Source organism: Microbacterium sp. LjRoot205 (assembly GCF_056175745.1).
Genome location: NZ_JBGFFH010000006.1, coordinates 113,977 through 131,958 on the forward strand (window position 1 = coordinate 113,977; position 17,982 = coordinate 131,958).

The following is a 17,982-nucleotide window of genomic DNA, read 5'->3' on the forward strand; positions in this document are numbered from 1 at the left end:
TCTGAGCCCCTCCTCGTCGCGGAGTCCATCGTGGGCCGAACCGCCAGCTTCAGGAGAGACGCAATGAACATCCCCGCAGCAGACACTGCTCCCGCACGTCCGAGGACCCTCGCTGAGAAGGTCTGGGACGACCACCTCGTCGTCAAGGGCGAGAACGGCGAGCCCGACCTCATCTACATCGATCTGCACCTGGTGCACGAGGTCACGAGCCCTCAGGCGTTCGACGGACTGCGATCGGAGGGCCGTCCGCTGCGTCGCCTCGACCTGACGATCGCCACCGAAGACCACAACACGCCCACGTGGGACATCGACAAGCCCATCGCCGACCTCACGAGCCGCACTCAGATCGAGACGCTGCGCCGCAACGCCGCCGAGTTCGGCGTCCGTCTGCACTCTCTGGGCGATGCCGAACAGGGCATCGTGCACGTCGTCGGCCCGCAGCTCGGGCTCACCATGCCGGGGATCACCGTGGTCTGCGGAGACTCGCACACGTCGACTCATGGGGCCTTCGGCGCCATGGCCTTCGGCATCGGCACCAGCGAGGTCGAGCACGTGATGGCGACCCAGACGCTTCCGCTCAAGCCCTTCAAGACGATGGCCATCACCGTCGAGGGCACTCTGCGCCCCGGAGTCACCGCGAAGGACATCATCCTCGCAGTGATCGCGAAGATCACGACCGGCGGCGGGCAGGGCTATGTCCTGGAGTTCCGCGGCAGCGCGATCCGCTCGCTGTCCATGGAGGGCCGGATGACCATCTGCAACATGTCGATCGAGGCCGGTGCCCGTGCGGGCATGGTCGCCCCCGACGAGACGACGTTCGACTACCTGAAGGGGCGTCCGCATGCTCCCCAGGGCCAGGACTGGGACGACGCCGTCGCCTACTGGCGCACCCTGCCGACCGACGAGGGTGCGACTTTCGATGCCGAGGTCTTCATCGACGCCGACGATCTCGAGCCCTTTGTGACATGGGGAACCAACCCCGGTCAGGGCAGCTCGCTGTCGGCGTCGGTTCCCGACCCGGCTCAGATCGCCGACGCCAACGAGCGCGCCGCCGCAGAGCGCGCCCTCGAGTACATGGATCTGACCCCTGGTACGCCGCTCAAGGAGGTGCCGGTCGATGCGGTCTTCATGGGCTCGTGCACGAACAGCCGCATCGAGGACCTCCGTGCGTTCGCGTCGATCATCGAAGGCAAGAAGAAGGCCGACGGCGTGCGTGTCATGGTCGTACCGGGTTCGGCCCGCGTCCGGCTGGAGGCCGAGGCGGAAGGCCTCGACAAGATCATCAAGGACTTCGGAGCCGAATGGCGGTTCGCCGGCTGCTCGATGTGCCTCGGCATGAACCCCGATCAGCTCGCTCCGGGCGAGCGCTGTGCGTCGACGTCGAATCGCAACTTCGAGGGTCGGCAGGGCAAGGGTGGTCGCACACACCTGGTGTCGCCGCTGGTCGCCGCGGCGACCGCGATCCGCGGCACGCTGTCGAGTCCCAGTGACCTGAACGAGATGGCGGAGGTCTGACCATGGAGAAGTTCGTCACCCACACCGGTATCGCCGCTCCGCTGAAGCGCTCGAACGTCGACACCGACCAGATCATCCCCGCCGTCTTCCTCAAGCGGGTCACCAAGACCGGCTTCGAGGACGCGCTGTTCCACGGCTGGCGCCAGGACCCCGAGTTCGTGCTCAACCAGCCCGCCTTCCAGGGGGCGTCGGTGCTCGTCGCCGGACCGGACTTCGGCACCGGATCGAGCCGAGAGCACGCCGTCTGGGCGCTGCGCGACTTCGGGTTCGCGGTCGTCCTGAGCCCGCGCTTCGCCGACATCTTCCGGGGCAACTCAGGCAAGCAGGGGCTCGTCGCGGCGACCATCTCGGAAGAGGATCTCGAGCGGATCTGGGCCGAGATCGACCGGAATCCCGGGGCTTCCATCACGGTGGACATCGAGGCGCGGGTCGCGTCGATCGGTGAGATCCAGGCTGACCTCGGGATCGACGATTACACTAGATGGCGGCTCCTTGAAGGGCTCGATGACATCGGGCTCACGCTGCGCAACGAAGACAAGATCGCGCAGTTCGAGGCCCGTCGCGAGTCGTGGCGGCCCCGGACCCTTCCCGTTCAGTGAACGGCGGGGCGGGGGAGCCGAGGGCGACCCCGCCCCGATCTCCGTTGAATGAAGTGAGGCTCCGAATGACGACACCTGTGCGCGACGCTCTTCCGGACGGAGTCCCCCCACTCACCGGTGACGTCCTCGCCGTTCGTGGAGGCCGCCCGCTGCGCGGCCGCGTCGACGTCAAGGGAGCGAAGAACCTCGCGACCAAGGCGATGGTCGCCTCGCTGCTCGGTGAGACCGTCAGCGTGCTGCGCGACGTCCCGGCCATCAGCGATGTCGCGGTGGTGCGCTCGCTGCTCGAGGTGCACGGTGTCCGGGTCTCCGACGGCGATGAGCCGGGTGCACTCGTCTTCGACCCGAGCGATGTCGAGTCGGCCCACTTCGAGGAGATCGACGCCCACGCCGGTGCCTCCCGCATTCCGATCCTGTTCTGCGGACCGCTCCTGCACCGTCTCGGTCAGGCATTCATCCCGGACCTCGGCGGATGCCGCATCGGCGACCGGCCGATCGACTTCCACCTCGACGCACTGCGCAAGTTCGGCGCCATCGTCGAGAAGCTGCCGAGCGGCATCCGTCTCTCCAGGGGCGGAGCCCGCCTGCACGGCGCCAACATCCACCTGCCGTACCCGAGCGTGGGTGCCACCGAGCAGGTGCTGCTGACCGCGGTCAGGGCCGAGGGGACGACCGAGCTGCGCAACGCCGCCATCGAGCCCGAGATCATGGATCTGATCGCCGTGCTGCAGAAGATGGGCGCGATCATCTCGTACGAGCCGAACCGCGTCATCCTCATCGAGGGCGTCGAGACACTGCGCGGCTACGACCACCGGTCGATCTTCGACCGCAACGAGGCGGCCTCGTGGGCATCCGCGGCGCTGGCCACCGACGGCGAGATCTTCGTCGGCGGAGCCAAGCAGCAGGAGATGCTCACCTTCCTCAACATCTTCCGCAAGGCGGGCGGCTGGTTCGACATCCAGGAGGACGGCATCCTCTTCCGCCGCGAAGGCGAGCTCAAGCCCGTCGTCGTCGAGACCGACGTGCACCCCGGCTTCATGACCGACTGGCAGCAGCCGCTCGTCGTGGCGCTGACGCAGGCGAACGGCCGCTCGGTCGTGCACGAGACGGTCTACGAGAACCGTCTCGGCTTCACCGATGCACTCGTCAAGATGGGCGCCGACATCGTCGTGCACCCGCGAGGGCTGCAGGACGGGCCGCGGCGCGTGCCGCGTCGTGACCTCGAGCAGGCGGCCGTCATCACCGGGCCGACTCCGCTGCACGCCGCAGACATCGTCGTGCCCGACCTGCGCGGCGGGTACAGCCACGTGATCGCGGCGCTGACGGCCGAAGGCGAGTCGAAGGTGTCGGGAGTCGACATCCTCAGCCGCGGCTACGAGAAGTTCCTCGCCAAGCTCGATGCCGTGGGCGCCGACTTCGACGTCATCCGGTGAGCCCGATGGGTTCCCGATCGCGCGAGACGACGCGGCCCAGCGTGTTCTGGCCGCTCGCGGCGATCGCCGTGCCGTTGATCTCGCTGCTCGCGAAGATCCGCATCACCGGTGCCGAGAAGCTTCCTCGTGAGGGTGCCTATGTGCTGGCTCCCAACCACTACTCGGAGTTCGATCCCCTCATCGTGGCACTCGCGGTGTGGCGGATCGGACGCGCGCCCCGATTCATGGCGAAGGAGAGCCTGTTCAAGGTCCCTGTGCTCGGATGGATTCTGCGCCGCACCGGAATGATCCCGGTGGCTCGTTCGTCGTCGGCATCCGCTGCGAAGCAGACGCTGAAGCAGTCGGCCGAGCTGGTGGAACACGGACGCGGAGTGATCGTGTACCCCGAGGGGACTCTGACGCGCGACCCCGACATGTGGCCGATGCGCGGCAAGTCGGGCGCTGTGCGGCTGGCACTGACCGACGGCATCCCGCTGATCCCGATGGCACAGTGGGGCACCCAGAACATCATGGGTCGTTACCAGAAGGGTCTGAGCCTGTGGCCACTGCGCAAGCGCGTGGACGTCATCATCGGCGACCCGGTCGACGTGTCCGACCTGCGCGGTCGCGCCGGCGAGTCTGCGGCGCTGAACGAGGCCACCGACCGGCTGATGACCGCGATCACCGCGTTGCTCGAAGAGCTGCGCGGTGAGAAGGCGCCGGCCGAGCGCTGGAACCCCGCCTCGCACGGACAGAAGGAGACGGGTCGCCTTGACTCCTAAGCGCAGCACGCCCGCGGGCCCCAGAGTCGCCGTGATCGGCGCCGGCAGCTGGGGCACCACATTCGGGAAGATCCTCGCGGACGGCGGTGCGCAGGTCACGATGTGGGCCCGCCGAGCCGAACTCGCGCACGAGATCGACGAGGCCAAGCGCAACTCGCGCTACCTGCCCGGCATCAACCTGCCGCGCACGATGGCGGCGACGCATGAGCTGGCGATCGCATTGCGTGATGTCGACCAGGTCTACCTCTCGGTGCCGAGCCAGTCGCTGCGCGAGAACCTCAAGGCGCTGCGACCGCTCCTGTCCGACAACGACGCGAAGATCGTCAGCCTCATGAAGGGTGTCGAACGCACCTCAGGGCTGCGGATGAGTCAGGTCATCGAGCAGGAGCTGCGGTGTGATCCCGATCGCATCGCTGTCGCCTCGGGGCCGAACCTCGCGCTCGAGATCGCCCGTGAGCAGCCGACGGCTGCCGTGATCTCCTCACGCAGTCAGGAGACGGCCGAAGAGGTCGCACGCGCCGCGCGCAACTCGTACTTCCGGACGTTCGTGAACACCGACGTGATCGGCACGGAGTTCGGGGGAGTGCTGAAGAACCTCATCGCGGTGGCGATCGGCATCGTCGACGGCGTCGGATACGGCGAGAACACCAAGGCGTCGATCATCACGCGCGGACTCGTCGAGATGACCGACTTCGCGGTAGCGAACGGCGCCCACCCCGAAACGCTCCAAGGACTCGCGGGACTGGGAGACCTCATCGCGACGTGCCAGTCTCCACTGAGCCGCAACAACACGGCCGGGCGCCTGCTCGGCCAGGGATACAGCTTCCAGGACGTCGTCAAGCAGATGCAGCAGACAGCCGAGGGCCTCGCGTCCGTCGCGCCGGTGCTTCAGCTCGCCCGCGAGTCCGAAGTGCACATGCCCATCGTCGAGCAGGTGAAGATGGTGCTCGACGGCAAGATGAACCCGCGTGACATCGCACCCCACCTGACGACGGACGACGACACCCCGCAGGGTGAGAGGACCAACCATGGACAAGCAGACGGTGGTGGTGCTCTTCGGCGGGCGCTCCAGCGAGCATTCGATCAGTTCCGCAACGGCGGGCGGAGTCCTGGGCGCGATTGACCGCGACCGCTATGCGGTGATCCCGGTCGGAATCACCCGCGAGGGAGCCTTCGTCCTCGAGGACGACGACCCGTCGAAGTTCCCGCTGGATGCCGCACATCTGCCCGAGGTCGCCGACAACGGCACCAGGGTGCTGTGGCCCGAGCCCGGCGGCGACCGGACGCTCCGTGTCGTGCGTCAGGACGGGACTGTCGAGGGCTTCGGCGAGATCGACATCGTGCTCCCGATCCTGCACGGCACTCACGGCGAGGACGGGACGATCCAGGGCTACTTCGACACTCTCGAAGTGCCTTATGCGGGTGGTGGAGTTCTCGATTCGGCGCTCTGCATGGACAAGCACTTCATGAAGATCGCGCTGCGCGCGGCCGGCCTCTCGGTGGCACCGGGGATCACGGTCCGCTCGCGGGAGTGGGAGCGGGATGCCGCGTCGGTTCGCGCCTCCGCCGTCGATCTCGGGATGCCGCTGTTCGTCAAGCCGGCGCGCGCGGGTTCCAGCGTGGGCGTCTCGAAGGTCGAAAGGCCCGACGAGCTCGACGCCGCGCTGGCCATCGCCTTCGCGGAGGACGACAAGGTCCTCATCGAGAGCGGAGTGGTCGGTCGCGAGATCGAGGTCGCGGTTCTCGAGATCGCCGACGGCGTACGCGCATCGCTGCCCGGCGAGATCGTGCTGACGTCCCGCGGGTTCTATGATTTCGAGGGCAAGTACCTCGGTGGCGACGGCGTCGACGTGGTGTGCCCCGCGCAGCTCGAGGATTCCGAGATCGCGGCCATCCAGGACGCCGCCATCCGAGCGTTCGAGGCTGTCGACGGCCGTGGCCTCGCCCGAGTCGACATGTTCCTCACTGCCGAGGGAGAGCTCGTCGTCAATGAGCTCAACACGATGCCCGGATTCACGCCGATCTCGATGTTCCCCAAGTGCTGGGTGGCATCCGGACTCAGCTACGGCGACCTGATCTCAGAGCTGATCGAAGCGGGCCTGCGCCGCTGATCGGGCGGCGTCCGCTCAGCCTTCGGCCGATCCCTCGTCAGGGGATTCCTCGGTGGGCACCCGGTCGGTGCACCGAGCCGTCGCCGGTTCGAGGCCGGACTGGATGCTCGTCGAGAGACTCTCGACCACCGTGCGGAAGTCGATCTCCTCGCCCCGGCGGATGATCACCTCGACGGCCGGGTCACGACCGTAGGTCACCAGACGCTGTCGTTCTTCCTCCTGGTCGAGCACGAGCCAGTCGACGCTGCCGATCGTGGTGCAGACTTCGGTCGAGGGCGCCGGCGGTTCGACGCCGCAGCGCAACACGACCGTCGGGTCGCCCCAGGTGCCGGTGGCCTGGGCATCGGTCCAGACGCGGTCCAGATCGCCGACGGCATCCGGAAGCAGCACGGAGACCTCCGCGCACGCCGGATTGTTCGCATCGTCGGCCGGCTCCAGATGGATCGTGGTCGAGCATCCGGAGAGCGCTGCGACGAGGACCAGCGACCCCGCGATGACGGCGAGACGACGAGAGCGGGGCATGCATCCAGGCTACCTTTGACTGCATGCCCTCCCGACCTCGCGACGATGATCCGACCCTCGGCGATCTTTCGGAGGGGGAGATCCTGCGGGCCATCCTGGCGAGGACCGCGCGGGCCAGTCACACGATCATCGGACCCGGCGACGATGCGGCGGTGATCGCGGCTCCGTCGGGGTCCGTGGTCGCCACGACGGACACCCTCGTGCACGGTCCTGACTTCCGACTCGCGTGGTCGTCGGGCTATGACCTCGGGTGGAAGGCTGCGGCAGTCAACCTCGCCGACGTGGCCGCCATGGGTGCGCGCCCGACCGCGCTGCTCGTCGCGCTGGCTGTTCCGCGCGATCTGAGGCTCTCTTTCGTCGAACGCCTCGCCGACGGATTCCGTGAGGCGTGCGCGGCCCTGGCGCCGGGCTGCGCCGTGGTCGGTGGCGATCTCACCGTCTCGGATGTCCTCACCGTTGCGGTCACCGCTCTCGGCGATCTCGAGGGCCGGGCGCCGGTGACGCGCTCAGGTGCGCGGGTCGGTGATGTGGTCGCGGTGGCCGGAGAGCTCGGACACGCCGCCCACGGACTCTCCGTCCTCTTCGGCAGGTTCCGTGATGGTGACACACCGGTCGCCGTCGATCCATCCGCGCTCGGACGGGGTGAGAGCGCGGCGCTGGCCGCCCAGCTCCGTCCGTCGCCCCCGATCGGCCTCGGACCCTTCGCCGCCACAGCCGGAGCGACCGCGATGATGGACGTCTCGGATGGTCTCGCCCTCGATGCGCGACGGATGGCGGCGGCCTCGGCCGTCACGATCGCCCTCGACAGCGCGACGCTCGGAGACTCTCCGCAGCGTGCCCTCGCCGGTGGCGAGGATCATGCGCTGCTCGCCACCTTCCCTCCGGGGACGCTGCCGTCGGGGTTCCGCGTCATCGGGACTGTGGCCCCGCGGGGCGAGCACGATCTGCTGGTCGACGACGCACCCGCAGACGTGAGCGGCTGGGACCCCTATCGCGACTGGGATTCGGCCTCGGGCTGAGGCGTCTCTGAGGCGAGAGCCGGCTCGGCCCACCAGAGAGCGGTGTCGCCGTATGCCTTCTCACGGATCAGCTCCAGGCCGGCGGCCTGCAGATCAGGAGGCGTGGAGCGGCGCGCACGCTCGATGATCACGAGGGCGTCAGGGGCGAGACACGGTGCGAGCGCGATGAGATCCGCGGTCATCGCGTCGTCCTCGAGGTCGTAGGGCGGGTCCGAGAAGACGAGGTCGTACGGACCTGAGGCTCGCAGCAGGAACGACCGGACCGTGCTCTGGTGCACCTTCGCGCCGTTCGCGCCGGCCTTCGCGACGGTGGCGACGTTGCGACGCACGACGGCCGTAGCCTCTCGGCCGTGCTCGACGAGGTCGGCGCTTGCCGCGCCGCGGCTGAGCGTCTCCAACCCCAGTGCACCCGATCCGGCGTAGAGATCCAGCACTCGGGCTCCGGCGATCGCGTCGGCCGATTCCAGCGCTCCGAAGAGCGACTCCCGTACGCGGTCGCTGGTGGGTCGCGTCCCCGCGTGGGGAACGTCGAGCCGCGCGCCGCGTGCCTTTCCGGCGATGATCCTCGTCACCCGTTCACGATACGACAGCCGGGGCGCACGTCGTGTCCGTGCGGCCTCCTAGACTCGGATCATGTCGCTCACGCTGGATTCGTCGCTCGAGGAGGCGCTGGGCTCCACGCCGGCGAAGTCTCTCGATCGGGCGTTCGGCATGAAGACGGTCGGCGATCTCGTGTCGCACTATCCCCGGCGGTATGCCGACCCCGGCGAGCTCACCCCCATCCGTGAGCTTCCGCTCGGTGAGACCGTGACGATCGTCGCCGAGGTGCTGTCGTCGAGTGCCAGGGCGATGCGCAATCGACGGGGCGCGATGGTCGACGTCGTGATCGGCGACGGCATCGGCAAGATGTCCCTGACGTTCTTCGCGAAGAATCTCGGGGCTGCCAAGTGGCGCTCCGAGGATCTCGCGGTCGGTCGGCGAGGCGTCTTCTCGGGCAAGGTCGGCGAGTTCAACGGGATGACGCAGTTCGCGCACCCTGAGTACGAGCTCTTCGACGACGAGGATGCGGCCAGGCGGCGTGCGGACGCCCGCGCAGCCGTGCTGATCCCCATCTATCCCGCGACGTCGACGCTGCAGACCTGGCAGATCGCGAAATTCATCACTCGCGTGCTCGACGGCCTCGGTGACGTGCCCGAGCCTCTGTCGGCGGACGTCCGTCAGCGGGAGGAGCTGCTGACCGCGAGAGAGGCGCTCGAGCAGATCCATCGACCGAAGACCCGCAACGACATCGATCCTGCAGTACGCACGCTGCGGATGCATGAGGCGCTCACGCTGCAGACCGCACTCCTGCAGCAGCGCGACGCGGTGCGATCGCTCTCGGCCACGGCGCGTGCGGCGAAGCCCGGAGGTCTGCTCGAGCGGTTCGACGCCTCGTTGCCCTACGATCTCACGCCCGATCAGCAGACCGTCGGCGAGCAGGTCGCGAAGGATCTCGTCGGCTCGTGGCCGATGAACCGGCTCGTGCAGGGAGAGGTCGGCTCGGGCAAGACGCTCGTCGCCCTGCGTGCGATGCTCCAGGTCGCCGAGTCCGGCGGCCAAGCCGCGCTGATCGCGCCGACCGAGGTCCTGGCGGGCCAGCACCTGCGGTCGATATCGAAGATGCTCGGGCCGGAGCTGGCTCCGCTCGTGATGCCCACACTCCTCACCGGGCAGATGCCGGCTGCGGCGCGGCGCAAGGCCGCCCTGCGCGTCGCCTCCGGGCAGGCCCTGATCGTCGTCGGCACCCACGCGCTGCTCGGCGAGAAGACGACCTTCGCAGATCTCGGGCTCGTCGTGGTCGACGAGCAGCACCGGTTCGGCGTCGAGCAGCGCGAGGCTCTCCGCGCCAAGGGCTCCAGCCCGCACGCCCTCGTCCTCACCGCCACGCCCATCCCTCGCACCGTGGCCATGACGGTCTTCGGAGATCTCGACACCTCGGTGATCCGCACGATGCCGAAGGGACGGGCGGGAATCGAGTCGTTCGTCGCCCCACTCGCCGAGCATCCCGGGTGGTTCAATCGCGTCTGGGAGCGCGCCGCCGAGGAGATCGCCCAGGGGCGCCAGGTCTTCGCAGTGTGCGCCGCGATCGACACCACCAAGAAGACGGCCGAGGCGGGTGAGCCCGCGCTCCTGCAACCCGAGGGCGCATCCGGTCCACGCTGGGGAGTGGTGCAGCTCGACGAGGCGCTGGCGACGCACCCGAAACTCGGCGGTCTGCGCCGAGCGGTTCTCCACGGACGCATGCCGTCCGACGAGAAGGATGCGGTGATGCAGGCCTTCGCGCGAGGCGAGATCGACCTGCTTCTGGCCACGACCGTCATCGAGGTCGGGGTCGACGTGCCCAACGCCTCGACCATGATCGTCCTCGATGCCGATCGCTTCGGCGTCTCCCAGCTGCATCAGCTGAGAGGCCGGGTGGGTCGAGGCGGTGTTCCGGGGCTGTGTCTGCTCGTGACAGAGGCGGAAGCCGGCTCGGTGGCGCGCGAGCGAGTCGACGCGGTCGCAGCGACCCTCGACGGTTTCGCCCTCGCCGAGGTCGATCTCGAGCTGCGCGGTGAAGGAGACGTGCTCGGCGCAGCACAGGCGGGCGTGCGGTCGTCGTTGAAGCTGCTGCGCGTGGTCAAGGACTCCGGTCTGATCGTCAGAGCTCGCGAGCTCGCCGAGGTGATCCTCGCAGCCGACCCCGGTCTCGACGCGAACCCGGGGCTCAGATCCGCCATCGAGCGACGAGTGAGCGACGACGATCGCGCGGCCCTGGCGAAGAACTGACCCGAGCACGGCGTGCCCTAGGCTGGTGGCATGAGCAGCCGGATCGCCGTCGTCCCGGGTTCCTTCGACCCGCCGACCCTGGGCCACCTCGACGTCATCCGTCGGGCCGCCAAGCTGTACGACGAGCTGCATGTGCTCGTCGTGCACAACCCCGGCAAGGAGGCGATGCTGCCCATCGCGGCGCGGCTGTCGCTCATCGAGCAGTCGATCGCCGATGAGGGCATGGACGGCAACGTGATCGTCGGATCGTGGAGCATGGGCCTTCTGGTCGACTACGCGCGCGATGTGGGTGCCGGCGTGCTGGTCAAGGGGATCCGCTCCCAGATCGACGTCGCCTATGAATCGCCGATGGCGATCGTCAACAGGCACCTCGCAGACATCGAGACGGTCTTCCTGCTGCCCGACCCGGCGCATGCTCTCGTGTCCAGCTCCCTCGTGCGACAGGTGGCGGGGCTCGGGGGCGATGTATCGCCTTTCGTCCCTCCTGCGGTCGCCGCATTCCTCGACACCGGGTCTCGCGGCATCTGACGTCGCGCTCCTGAGAGCCGCGCTCAGCCCGAAGCCAGCCTCCCACCGCATGTAGCCGGTACCATTGCTGGGTGCGTTCCCGAATGAGTGGTCCTTTCGTCCTCCCCGTCCGCGACATCGTCCGCAAGCCGGGAGAGATGCGCGAACACGAGTTCTCCGTGACCCTGAAGGATGCCTGGGGCGAGGGGATCGTGTCCTACGAGACAGGCTCCGAGCTCGACCTGGATGTCCGTCTCGAGTCGGTCCATGAGGGCATTCTGGTGTCGGGAATCGTCGACGCGGACTACTCCGGCGTGTGCGGTCGCTGCCTCATCGACATCGTTCGGCCCGTCGAAGTCGAGTTCCAGGAGCTTTTCGCGTATCCTGGTGAGGAAGAAACTGACTTCGAGGTTCAAGACGACCACGTGGATCTTGAAACTCTAGTCAGGGATGCGGCCGTATTGGCGCTTCCATTTCAGCCGGTGTGTCAGCCGGATTGCCCCGGGCTCGACCCGGAGACGGGCGAGAGGCTGACAGCGAGCACCGACAAGGAGCATGCGGCTCCCATCGATCCTCGGTGGAGCGCGCTCCAGAACATCACAGACCAAGACGGCACGGAAGAATCTCGTGCCGCCGAGAAAGAAGAGAGCTAGTCATGGCTGGTAACCCCCCGAAGCGCAAGGTATCCCGTTCGAACACCCGCTCGCGCCGCGCGCAGTGGAAGGCGGCGCCCATCGCTCTCGTCAAGACCGTCGAGAACGGCAAGACCGTCTACAGCCGCCCCCACCAGGCGAAGGTCGTCACCGACTCGCAGGGCACCGAGCTGTTCCTCGAGTACAAGGGCCGCAAGGTCGCCGACGTCTGAGTCGCGACTTCACTTCCGTGACTGAGGTCCCTGGGGGGACGAGACCACTCCCAGAGAAGCTCCGCGTCGATATAGACGCGGAGCTTCTGGAGTTGGCGCTCACCCATCGCTCATATGCGTATGAGCATGGTGGCATCCCTCACAACGAACGTCTCGAGTTCCTCGGCGACTCCATTCTCGGCCAAGCCGTCACCGTGATGCTCTTCACGACCCATCCAGGGCTCGATGAGGGCGAACTCGCCAAGCGGCGCGCCAGTGTCGTCTCGACGGTCGCTCTCGCAGAGGTGGCGAGAGGCATCGATCTGGGCAGCCACCTGCGGCTCGGTCGAGGCGAGGAGCAGACGGGCGGACGCGACAAGGATTCGATCCTCGCCGACACGATGGAAGCCGTCATCGGTGCGACCTACCTGTCGGCGGGTCCTGAGGCGGCCACTGAGCTCGTGCTCCGTCTGACCGCGCCGCTCCTCGCCGACCCCGAGCGCTATGGCGCCGCCATGGATCCGAAGACCAGTCTTCAGGAGCTTGCGGCGCGGGTCGGTGCCACCCCACCGCAGTACTCGGTGGAGGCGAGCGGTCCCGATCACGATCGTCGCTTCCTGGCGACCGTGAGCGTCGGCGATGTGGCGATGACGGGCAAGGGCAGCAGTAAGAAGACTGCAGAGATGGCGGCCGCGCTCAGTGCGTGGCGCTTCCTCAACGAGCGTGCCTGAGCTCCCCGAGGTCGAGGTGGTGCGAGCCGGTCTCGCTCCTGCCGCGGTCGGTTCGGTCATCACGGGGGTGAGCGTGTTCGATGAGCGCGCCCTGACACGTCATGCCGCGGGGGCATCGGACTTCGTGTCGCGCCTGGAAGGGCGCGTGTTCACCGCCGCCGAGCGTCGAGGCAAGTTCCTCTGGCTTCCGCTCGACGCGGAGGGTTCCGCTTTGATCGCGCACCTCGGGATGAGCGGGCAGATGCTGCTCCGCGCGCCGGATGCCGAAGCGGAACGCCACGAGCGCATTCGCATCGGCATCGAGCACCCGCAGCACGGAGAGCTCGCCATCGTGTTCGCCGATCAGAGGACCTTCGGGTCGCTGGCGGTCGACAGCCTCGTGCCGGACGGGCCGACGATGATCCCCACCCAGGTCGTGCACATCGCGCGCGATCCCCTCGACCCTCTCTTCGACGACGGCATCCTGGTGCGCACGCTCCGAAAGCGGGGCAGCGCGGTCAAGCGCGTGCTGCTCGATCAGCAGGTGATCAGCGGGGTGGGCAACATCTACGCCGACGAGGCGCTCTGGGCGGCGCGCATCCACCCCGAGACTCTCGCGAGCGCGCTGTCGACACCCGCGATCGGTCGGCTCCTCGCTGAGATCCGCGTGGTGCTCGCGAAGGCGCTGGCCGAGGGAGGCACGAGCTTCGATTCCCAGTACGTCAACGTGAACGGCCAGGCCGGCTACTTCGCGCACTCCCTCAACGCCTACGGTCGCGGCGGTCAGCCATGCCCCCGGTGCGGAACGCTGATCCGCCGACAGGCTTTCATGAACCGGTCGAGTCACTTCTGCCCGCGCTGCCAGCGCCGACGCTGAGGCTCATGCCGTCTCAAACGACCGGGCGAGCAGAGGCCGGGTCGCCCGCGTACTCGCCCACACGATGCCGATTCCCACCGCGAGCACGATGCCGATCGTCAGCAGCGACTCGGGAGCGGTGATCAGGGCGATCCCGAGCAGGGGGAACACGAGCACGGCCGCGCAGGTCGCCGATCCGATCGCGGTGACGAGCAGCGGTGACATGATCGCGCGGCGACGTGCGCTGTCGACGGTGTCGAGGGGCATCCCGAGGTGGTGGAGGCTTCGGTGCAGATCGCGCTGATCGAGCACGGAAGCGGCCTGATTCACCCCCACGGATGCCGCGACCATCACGAAGGAGGCGACCAGCGTGATGACGAGACCGGTGCGCATGTCCACGGCGAGTGCTGCATCGGCATCCGTCGCCTCTCCGCTGTTCATCACGTTCATCAGTGCGACGCCGGTCCCGGCGAAGACGGCCATGAAGCTCGCCATCGCGATCCCGCTCACCTGACGCCATGCGGCCTTGGGTGAGTCCAGCACCAGACGGGCGGCGAGCAGCCGGTCGGCCCGCTCGGCCCGGCGGAGCTGACGTGATGCGCTGACCTTGAGTACCCACGGCCCGATCACGTTGAGCACGGCGAGCGCCACCGCGAACAGCGCTGCGAGAACGGTGATCGTCACTGCGAGCCCCGCGACGGACGGGAAGACCTTGACGAGGACGAAGACCAGAGCGAGCACCGAGATGCCGATGATCGCCCGGAACCAGTGCACGGTGGAGACCGTCGTCCGCATGCGCACCCCGAGCGGTGAGACGATCACGCGTCGGAGACCGAGCACGGCGCTGCCGGCCGCCACGAGAAGGACCCCGCCCACGACCGCCAGGATGCTGAGGGGAGACAGCATCACGGCGTCGGTGCCGAGAGCAGTTCCACGGAACGGGATGAGCCCGACCAGGGGAGCGGTCGCGAGATGGACGAGCACTCCGGCGACGGCACCTGAGGCCGCCACGAGCACGGATTCGATCACGGTGGCCACGCTGACACCCATCGGAGTCACGCCCAGAAGTCGCAGTGTCGAGAGTCGCTCGTCGCGACGGCGGGCTGAGAGGCGAGCAGCCGCCCCTCCGAGATTCGTCAGCGGTACGACGAGGAGGACGAGAGCGATCGCTGCCAGTGCCTGGTAGACCGGAGCGTAGTCGTCGGTCCAGGTCCAGAACGACTGTGCTCCGCCCACGACTGTCAGCACCAGAGCCGTGACGACTCCGAACGCGACCACAGGAAGCGCCAGGACGGCGTTCTCACCCTTCGCGGGTCGGAGAAGGAGGGTCAGGACGCGGGCGTTCATGCCGTCACCGCCGGCGAGACGATCTGTCCGTCGCGAACCGCCACGACTCGCGAGCATCGAGCGGCGACGTCGGCGTCGTGGGTGACGACGAGGAGCGTCCGCCCCTGCCCGGTCGTCGACCAGAGCAGTGCGTTCATCACGTCCTGCGAGGTGTGCGAGTCGAGCGCTCCGGTCGGCTCGTCGGCGAAGACGAGATCCGCGCCGGTGGCCTGGGCCCGTGCGATGGCGACGCGCTGCGCCTGCCCGCCGGAGAGCTCGCCGATGCGGCGGTCCTCCATCCCGGCGAGCCCCAGCGCGGCGAGCCAGGACGCCGCGTGGGCCGTGGCATCCGCTCTCTTCACGCCGTTGATCATCGATGCGAGCGCCACGTTCTCGACGGCGGTGAGCTCAGGGATGAGGAGTCCCTGCTGGAAGACGAACCCGAAACACTCCCTGCGCAGCCGGGAGCGAGCACCTTCCCCGAGCCCCGCGACCTCCACAGGCTCCCCGGTCGAGGGCTGGAAGGTCACGGTGCCGGAGTCCGGCGTGACGATACCGGCGAGCACATGGAGGAGAGTGGTCTTGCCCGATCCGGAGGCGCCCATGATCGCCACCGACTCGCCGCGGTGGATCGTGAGATCCACCCCGGCGAGTGCGCGGGTCGTGCCGTAGGACTTAGTCAGGGAGCGTGCGTCGAGGACGGAGTCGTTCATGCCTCCAGCCTCGCGATTCGGCCAGGGGCGCTGCGTCGGCCGGGCGGATGATCCGCTCGCGTCCGCGTACACCGATCGGATGATCTCGTTCAGATCCGTTTTTGCCACGCGCCGGCGTAAGAGACCGGCACGAACCCGATCGACTCGTTGATGCTCAGCATCGGGCGGTTCTCCTCGGCGTTGAACGTGGAGACTGCGGGGGAGAACGTCATGAGCTCTCGCCAGTGCAGGAGGTTCGCGCACTTGACGACGGTGCCCAGCCGGTGCCCGCGGTGCTCGCGAGACACCAGCGTGCCCAGCTGGTGGGTGATCCCTGAGCGGTCCGCTCCGACGAGCAGCTCGTTGTATGCCACGATGTCCCCGCTCGGCACGTGCTGCACCGCGACGATCGACAGTGCCTGACCGGCTCCGGTGAGCCGTCGCTCTCGGCGGACGACACGCTCCGCGTCCCACTCCTCAGCGACGAAGTCCATCTCGCCGCTCGGGGCGTCGGTCGACAGGCGAGCGAGGATCGACGCATAGCCGTCGCGGAACTCCGGCGGTGTCGGAGCCATCCACTGGAGCACTCGATAGTCGTCGCCCGCGGCCGCCTGCGCAGATCGCAGAGCGACCTGAAGCGGAGCGGGGTCCGAACGCAGATCGAGCTCGCTGTTGCGCTCGACCTGCTCGAGATCGTATCCGCGGGCCTCCAAGGCGTCCGACAGCGGGATCGCCGGGATGCGACCCCACCCCGTCCTCGGCGAGATCATCCGCTCGGACTCGATCGGTCGGTGCAGCGTCCACATCTGCACCAGAGACCGACCATGGGCACGAGCCTCCGACTCGGCGAGCGTCAGGAGGGCATCCTCGACGCCGATTCCCCAGTGCTTCTCGGGCACGAGGAGGTCCGCCTCCGCCGCCTTCGCATCCGCCTCCTGGGCATAGGCGATCGTGATCATCCCCACGATCTCGTCGCCGTTCCTGGCCACGAATCCGGTCTGCAGGGTGTCGGTGGAGTCCTGCCACGACGCGAGCAACTGGGCGGCGTCGGGTGCGATGTCGGGCAGACCCACCATCTCATCGCAGATCTGCCGGTTGAGCTGACCGTAGGCGCGGAAGTCCGCGCCGTCGGGGGCGTCCAGCGCGACAGGGACGATGAGCGGCTCGATGGTCAGTGCGGTGGTCGTCATGACAGTTCCTTCTTCCAGGCTCCTTCATAGGCGATGGCGGTGAACCCCATCGCCTCATTGATGGAGAGCATGGGCCGGTTCTCCTCGGCGTTGTACGTGATCACGTCGCGGGATTCGGGCGCGAGGCCCGTCCACGACAGGAGAGCGTCGCACTTCACGAGCTGTGCCAATCGGTGTCCGCGATGCTCTTTGAGCACCAGAGTGTCGTGCTGATGGGTGGTCGCGCCGAGATCGGGTCCGATGCGGAGCTCGGTGAACGCACTCAGCTCGCCGGTCCCGACGTGCTGGGCGACGGTGACCTGGATGATCTGGCCCATCTCCGCCACGCGTTTCTCGGACTCGATCAGGCGTTCTGCATCCCAGACCTCCTCGTCCGCCTCGAGATCGGCAGACGGTGCATCGGTCGACATGCGCGATTTGAGCCACGCGTAGCCATCGACGTGCTCGGGGGGCGTCGGCAGCATCCACCTGATCACGCGATAGTCCTGAGACGACGCGCGTGCCTCGTCGCGCAGCTGCTCGGCGTGACGAACCGTCTCGGGATCGATCTTGAGTCGACTCACCCGGCAGACCTGCTCGAGGCTGAACCCATGGCGGACGAGGAATCGCGCGACATGATCGTCGGGAACGCTGCCGAAGCCGGTCCGGGCCTGGAGTCTCGGACCCTCGCTCGCCGGTTGTTCCGTCCAGTTCTGGATGACCGTGCGGTCGTGGAGCCTGGCGAAGGCTTCGACGTGCGGGAGGATCGCTGTTCCGATTCCCCGACCCCAGACCCGAGGGTGGAGCTCGATCGAGGCGATGGCCACACGCGAGCCTTCTTCGTGCGGGATGTCGATGACCGTGCGTCCGACCATCTCTCCTTCGACGCGCACCGTCCACACCGCGGTCGTGCGCTCCWTGCGGGAGCGCAGGATCGGGAGCAGCGCCTCCGGCGTGAGGTCCTGTTCGGTGCGGCCGGTGAGCTCGCGGTAGACGGCGTTGCGCACACGGGCGAGCTCGCGGAACTCGACGGCGTCGGCCGCATCCGCCCGTGCAGGCAGCACGAGCGGATGCAGCGACGCATCTGCGGTGAGCGGAATGCTCATGGTG

Annotated in this window: 19 protein-coding genes; 13 read left to right on the plus strand and 6 right to left on the minus strand. The window is 67.9% G+C overall.

The window, feature by feature from the left end; all coding sequences use genetic code 11:
* Positions 1-63 precede the first annotated feature (63 nt).
* The 6 genes from leuC (at position 64) to AC04ME_RS13150 (ending at position 6,419) form a co-directional block, all read left to right on the plus strand.
* Positions 64-1,515 carry a 3-isopropylmalate dehydratase large subunit gene (gene leuC, locus AC04ME_RS13125; RefSeq protein WP_042541706.1) on the plus strand — a complete coding sequence of 484 codons (1,452 nt, stop codon included), beginning with the start codon at positions 64-66 and terminating at the stop codon, positions 1,513-1,515.
* A 2-nt stretch (positions 1,516-1,517) separates the two neighbouring features.
* Complete coding sequence (gene leuD / locus AC04ME_RS13130; RefSeq protein ID WP_042541705.1) at positions 1,518-2,114, plus strand: 3-isopropylmalate dehydratase small subunit; 597 nt, start codon at positions 1,518-1,520, stop codon at positions 2,112-2,114.
* 65 nt (positions 2,115-2,179) lie between these two features.
* Positions 2,180-3,547 (plus strand): UDP-N-acetylglucosamine 1-carboxyvinyltransferase, encoded by a 1,368-nt coding sequence (gene murA / locus AC04ME_RS13135; protein WP_475435374.1) that lies wholly within the window; start codon positions 2,180-2,182, stop codon positions 3,545-3,547.
* A 5-nt stretch (positions 3,548-3,552) separates the two neighbouring features.
* Entirely contained in the window at positions 3,553-4,308 is a 756-nt protein-coding gene (locus AC04ME_RS13140; protein WP_475435376.1) for a lysophospholipid acyltransferase family protein, read from the plus strand.
* Positions 4,298-5,431 (plus strand): NAD(P)H-dependent glycerol-3-phosphate dehydrogenase, encoded by a 1,134-nt coding sequence (locus AC04ME_RS13145; RefSeq protein WP_056376675.1) that lies wholly within the window; start codon positions 4,298-4,300, stop codon positions 5,429-5,431. The genes AC04ME_RS13140 and AC04ME_RS13145 overlap by 11 nt, the downstream gene beginning before the upstream one ends.
* Positions 5,337-6,419, plus strand: coding sequence for a D-alanine--D-alanine ligase family protein (locus tag AC04ME_RS13150; RefSeq protein ID WP_475435378.1), 1,083 nt, complete (start codon positions 5,337-5,339; stop codon positions 6,417-6,419). The genes AC04ME_RS13145 and AC04ME_RS13150 overlap by 95 nt, the downstream gene beginning before the upstream one ends.
* 15 nt (positions 6,420-6,434) lie before the next feature.
* On the opposite strand, the gene AC04ME_RS13155 is transcribed toward AC04ME_RS13150, so the two are convergent.
* On the minus strand, positions 6,435-6,941 hold the full coding sequence (locus tag AC04ME_RS13155; RefSeq protein WP_475435380.1) for a DUF3515 family protein: 507 nt from the start codon (positions 6,939-6,941) through the stop codon (positions 6,435-6,437).
* A 23-nt stretch (positions 6,942-6,964) separates the two neighbouring features.
* Between AC04ME_RS13155 and thiL the strand changes: the two genes are divergently transcribed.
* The gene (gene thiL / locus AC04ME_RS13160) at positions 6,965-7,960 is read left to right on the plus strand and encodes a thiamine-phosphate kinase (RefSeq protein ID WP_475435382.1); all 996 of its coding nucleotides are present in this window, start codon (positions 6,965-6,967) and stop codon (positions 7,958-7,960) included.
* Here thiL and rsmD read toward each other — a convergent pair.
* Positions 7,930-8,532: a 16S rRNA (guanine(966)-N(2))-methyltransferase RsmD gene (gene rsmD, locus AC04ME_RS13165; protein WP_475435384.1), complete on the minus strand. Its 603-nt coding sequence runs from the start codon at positions 8,530-8,532 to the stop codon at positions 7,930-7,932. The genes thiL and rsmD overlap by 31 nt on opposite strands.
* Positions 8,533-8,593: 61 nt before the next feature.
* Between rsmD and AC04ME_RS13170 the strand changes: the two genes are divergently transcribed.
* The 6 genes from AC04ME_RS13170 (at position 8,594) to mutM (ending at position 13,706) form a co-directional block, all read left to right on the plus strand.
* Positions 8,594-10,768 carry an ATP-dependent DNA helicase RecG gene (locus AC04ME_RS13170; RefSeq protein ID WP_194286026.1) on the plus strand — a complete coding sequence of 725 codons (2,175 nt, stop codon included), beginning with the start codon at positions 8,594-8,596 and terminating at the stop codon, positions 10,766-10,768.
* Between the two features lie 30 nt (positions 10,769-10,798).
* Positions 10,799-11,296 carry a pantetheine-phosphate adenylyltransferase gene (gene coaD / locus AC04ME_RS13175; RefSeq protein ID WP_042541696.1) on the plus strand — a complete coding sequence of 166 codons (498 nt, stop codon included), beginning with the start codon at positions 10,799-10,801 and terminating at the stop codon, positions 11,294-11,296.
* Between the two features lie 83 nt (positions 11,297-11,379).
* Positions 11,380-11,928, plus strand: a complete 549-nt coding sequence (locus tag AC04ME_RS13180; protein WP_475435437.1) for a YceD family protein — start codon at positions 11,380-11,382, stop codon at positions 11,926-11,928.
* 2 nt (positions 11,929-11,930) lie between these two features.
* Positions 11,931-12,140, plus strand: a complete 210-nt coding sequence (gene rpmF, locus AC04ME_RS13185; protein ID WP_042541694.1) for a 50S ribosomal protein L32 — start codon at positions 11,931-11,933, stop codon at positions 12,138-12,140.
* Between the two features lie 17 nt (positions 12,141-12,157).
* A complete protein-coding gene (gene rnc / locus AC04ME_RS13190; protein WP_042541693.1) occupies positions 12,158-12,850 on the plus strand; it encodes a ribonuclease III in 693 nt (230 codons plus the stop codon).
* Complete coding sequence (gene mutM / locus AC04ME_RS13195) at positions 12,843-13,706, plus strand: bifunctional DNA-formamidopyrimidine glycosylase/DNA-(apurinic or apyrimidinic site) lyase (protein ID WP_042541692.1); 864 nt, start codon at positions 12,843-12,845, stop codon at positions 13,704-13,706. Before rnc ends, mutM begins: the two co-directional genes overlap by 8 nt.
* A 3-nt stretch (positions 13,707-13,709) precedes the next feature.
* On the opposite strand, the gene AC04ME_RS13200 is transcribed toward mutM, so the two are convergent.
* From AC04ME_RS13200 to AC04ME_RS13215, 4 genes are all read right to left on the minus strand, one after another.
* A complete protein-coding gene (locus AC04ME_RS13200) occupies positions 13,710-15,032 on the minus strand; it encodes a permease (protein WP_475435387.1) in 1,323 nt (440 codons plus the stop codon).
* Positions 15,029-15,724, minus strand: coding sequence for an ABC transporter ATP-binding protein (locus AC04ME_RS13205; protein ID WP_475435389.1), 696 nt, complete (start codon positions 15,722-15,724; stop codon positions 15,029-15,031). The genes AC04ME_RS13200 and AC04ME_RS13205 overlap by 4 nt, the downstream gene beginning before the upstream one ends.
* A gap of 89 nt (positions 15,725-15,813) precedes the next feature.
* On the minus strand, positions 15,814-16,893 hold the full coding sequence (locus tag AC04ME_RS13210; protein WP_475435391.1) for a GNAT family N-acetyltransferase: 1,080 nt from the start codon (positions 16,891-16,893) through the stop codon (positions 15,814-15,816).
* The gene (locus AC04ME_RS13215; RefSeq protein WP_475435393.1) at positions 16,890-17,978 is read right to left on the minus strand and encodes a GNAT family N-acetyltransferase; all 1,089 of its coding nucleotides are present in this window, start codon (positions 17,976-17,978) and stop codon (positions 16,890-16,892) included. The genes AC04ME_RS13210 and AC04ME_RS13215 overlap by 4 nt, the downstream gene beginning before the upstream one ends.
* Between the last annotated feature and the right edge of the window lie 4 nt (positions 17,979-17,982).

Coding starts and splice junctions, on each gene's coding strand:
- leuC (WP_042541706.1), top strand. CDS start 64: ATGAACATCCCCGCAGCAGACACTGCTCCCGCACGTCCGAGGACCCTC.
- leuD (WP_042541705.1), top strand. CDS start 1,518: ATGGAGAAGTTCGTCACCCACACCGGTATCGCCGCTCCGCTGAAGCGC.
- murA (WP_475435374.1), top strand. CDS start 2,180: ATGACGACACCTGTGCGCGACGCTCTTCCGGACGGAGTCCCCCCACTC.
- AC04ME_RS13140 (WP_475435376.1), top strand. CDS start 3,553: ATGGGTTCCCGATCGCGCGAGACGACGCGGCCCAGCGTGTTCTGGCCG.
- AC04ME_RS13150 (WP_475435378.1), top strand. CDS start 5,337: ATGGACAAGCAGACGGTGGTGGTGCTCTTCGGCGGGCGCTCCAGCGAG.
- AC04ME_RS13155 (WP_475435380.1), bottom strand. CDS start 6,941: ATGCCCCGCTCTCGTCGTCTCGCCGTCATCGCGGGGTCGCTGGTCCTC.
- thiL (WP_475435382.1), top strand. CDS start 6,965: ATGCCCTCCCGACCTCGCGACGATGATCCGACCCTCGGCGATCTTTCG.
- AC04ME_RS13170 (WP_194286026.1), top strand. CDS start 8,594: ATGTCGCTCACGCTGGATTCGTCGCTCGAGGAGGCGCTGGGCTCCACG.
- coaD (WP_042541696.1), top strand. CDS start 10,799: ATGAGCAGCCGGATCGCCGTCGTCCCGGGTTCCTTCGACCCGCCGACC.
- AC04ME_RS13180 (WP_475435437.1), top strand. CDS start 11,380: ATGAGTGGTCCTTTCGTCCTCCCCGTCCGCGACATCGTCCGCAAGCCG.
- rpmF (WP_042541694.1), top strand. CDS start 11,931: ATGGCTGGTAACCCCCCGAAGCGCAAGGTATCCCGTTCGAACACCCGC.
- AC04ME_RS13200 (WP_475435387.1), bottom strand. CDS start 15,032: ATGAACGCCCGCGTCCTGACCCTCCTTCTCCGACCCGCGAAGGGTGAG.
- AC04ME_RS13205 (WP_475435389.1), bottom strand. CDS start 15,724: ATGAACGACTCCGTCCTCGACGCACGCTCCCTGACTAAGTCCTACGGC.
- AC04ME_RS13210 (WP_475435391.1), bottom strand. CDS start 16,893: ATGACGACCACCGCACTGACCATCGAGCCGCTCATCGTCCCTGTCGCG.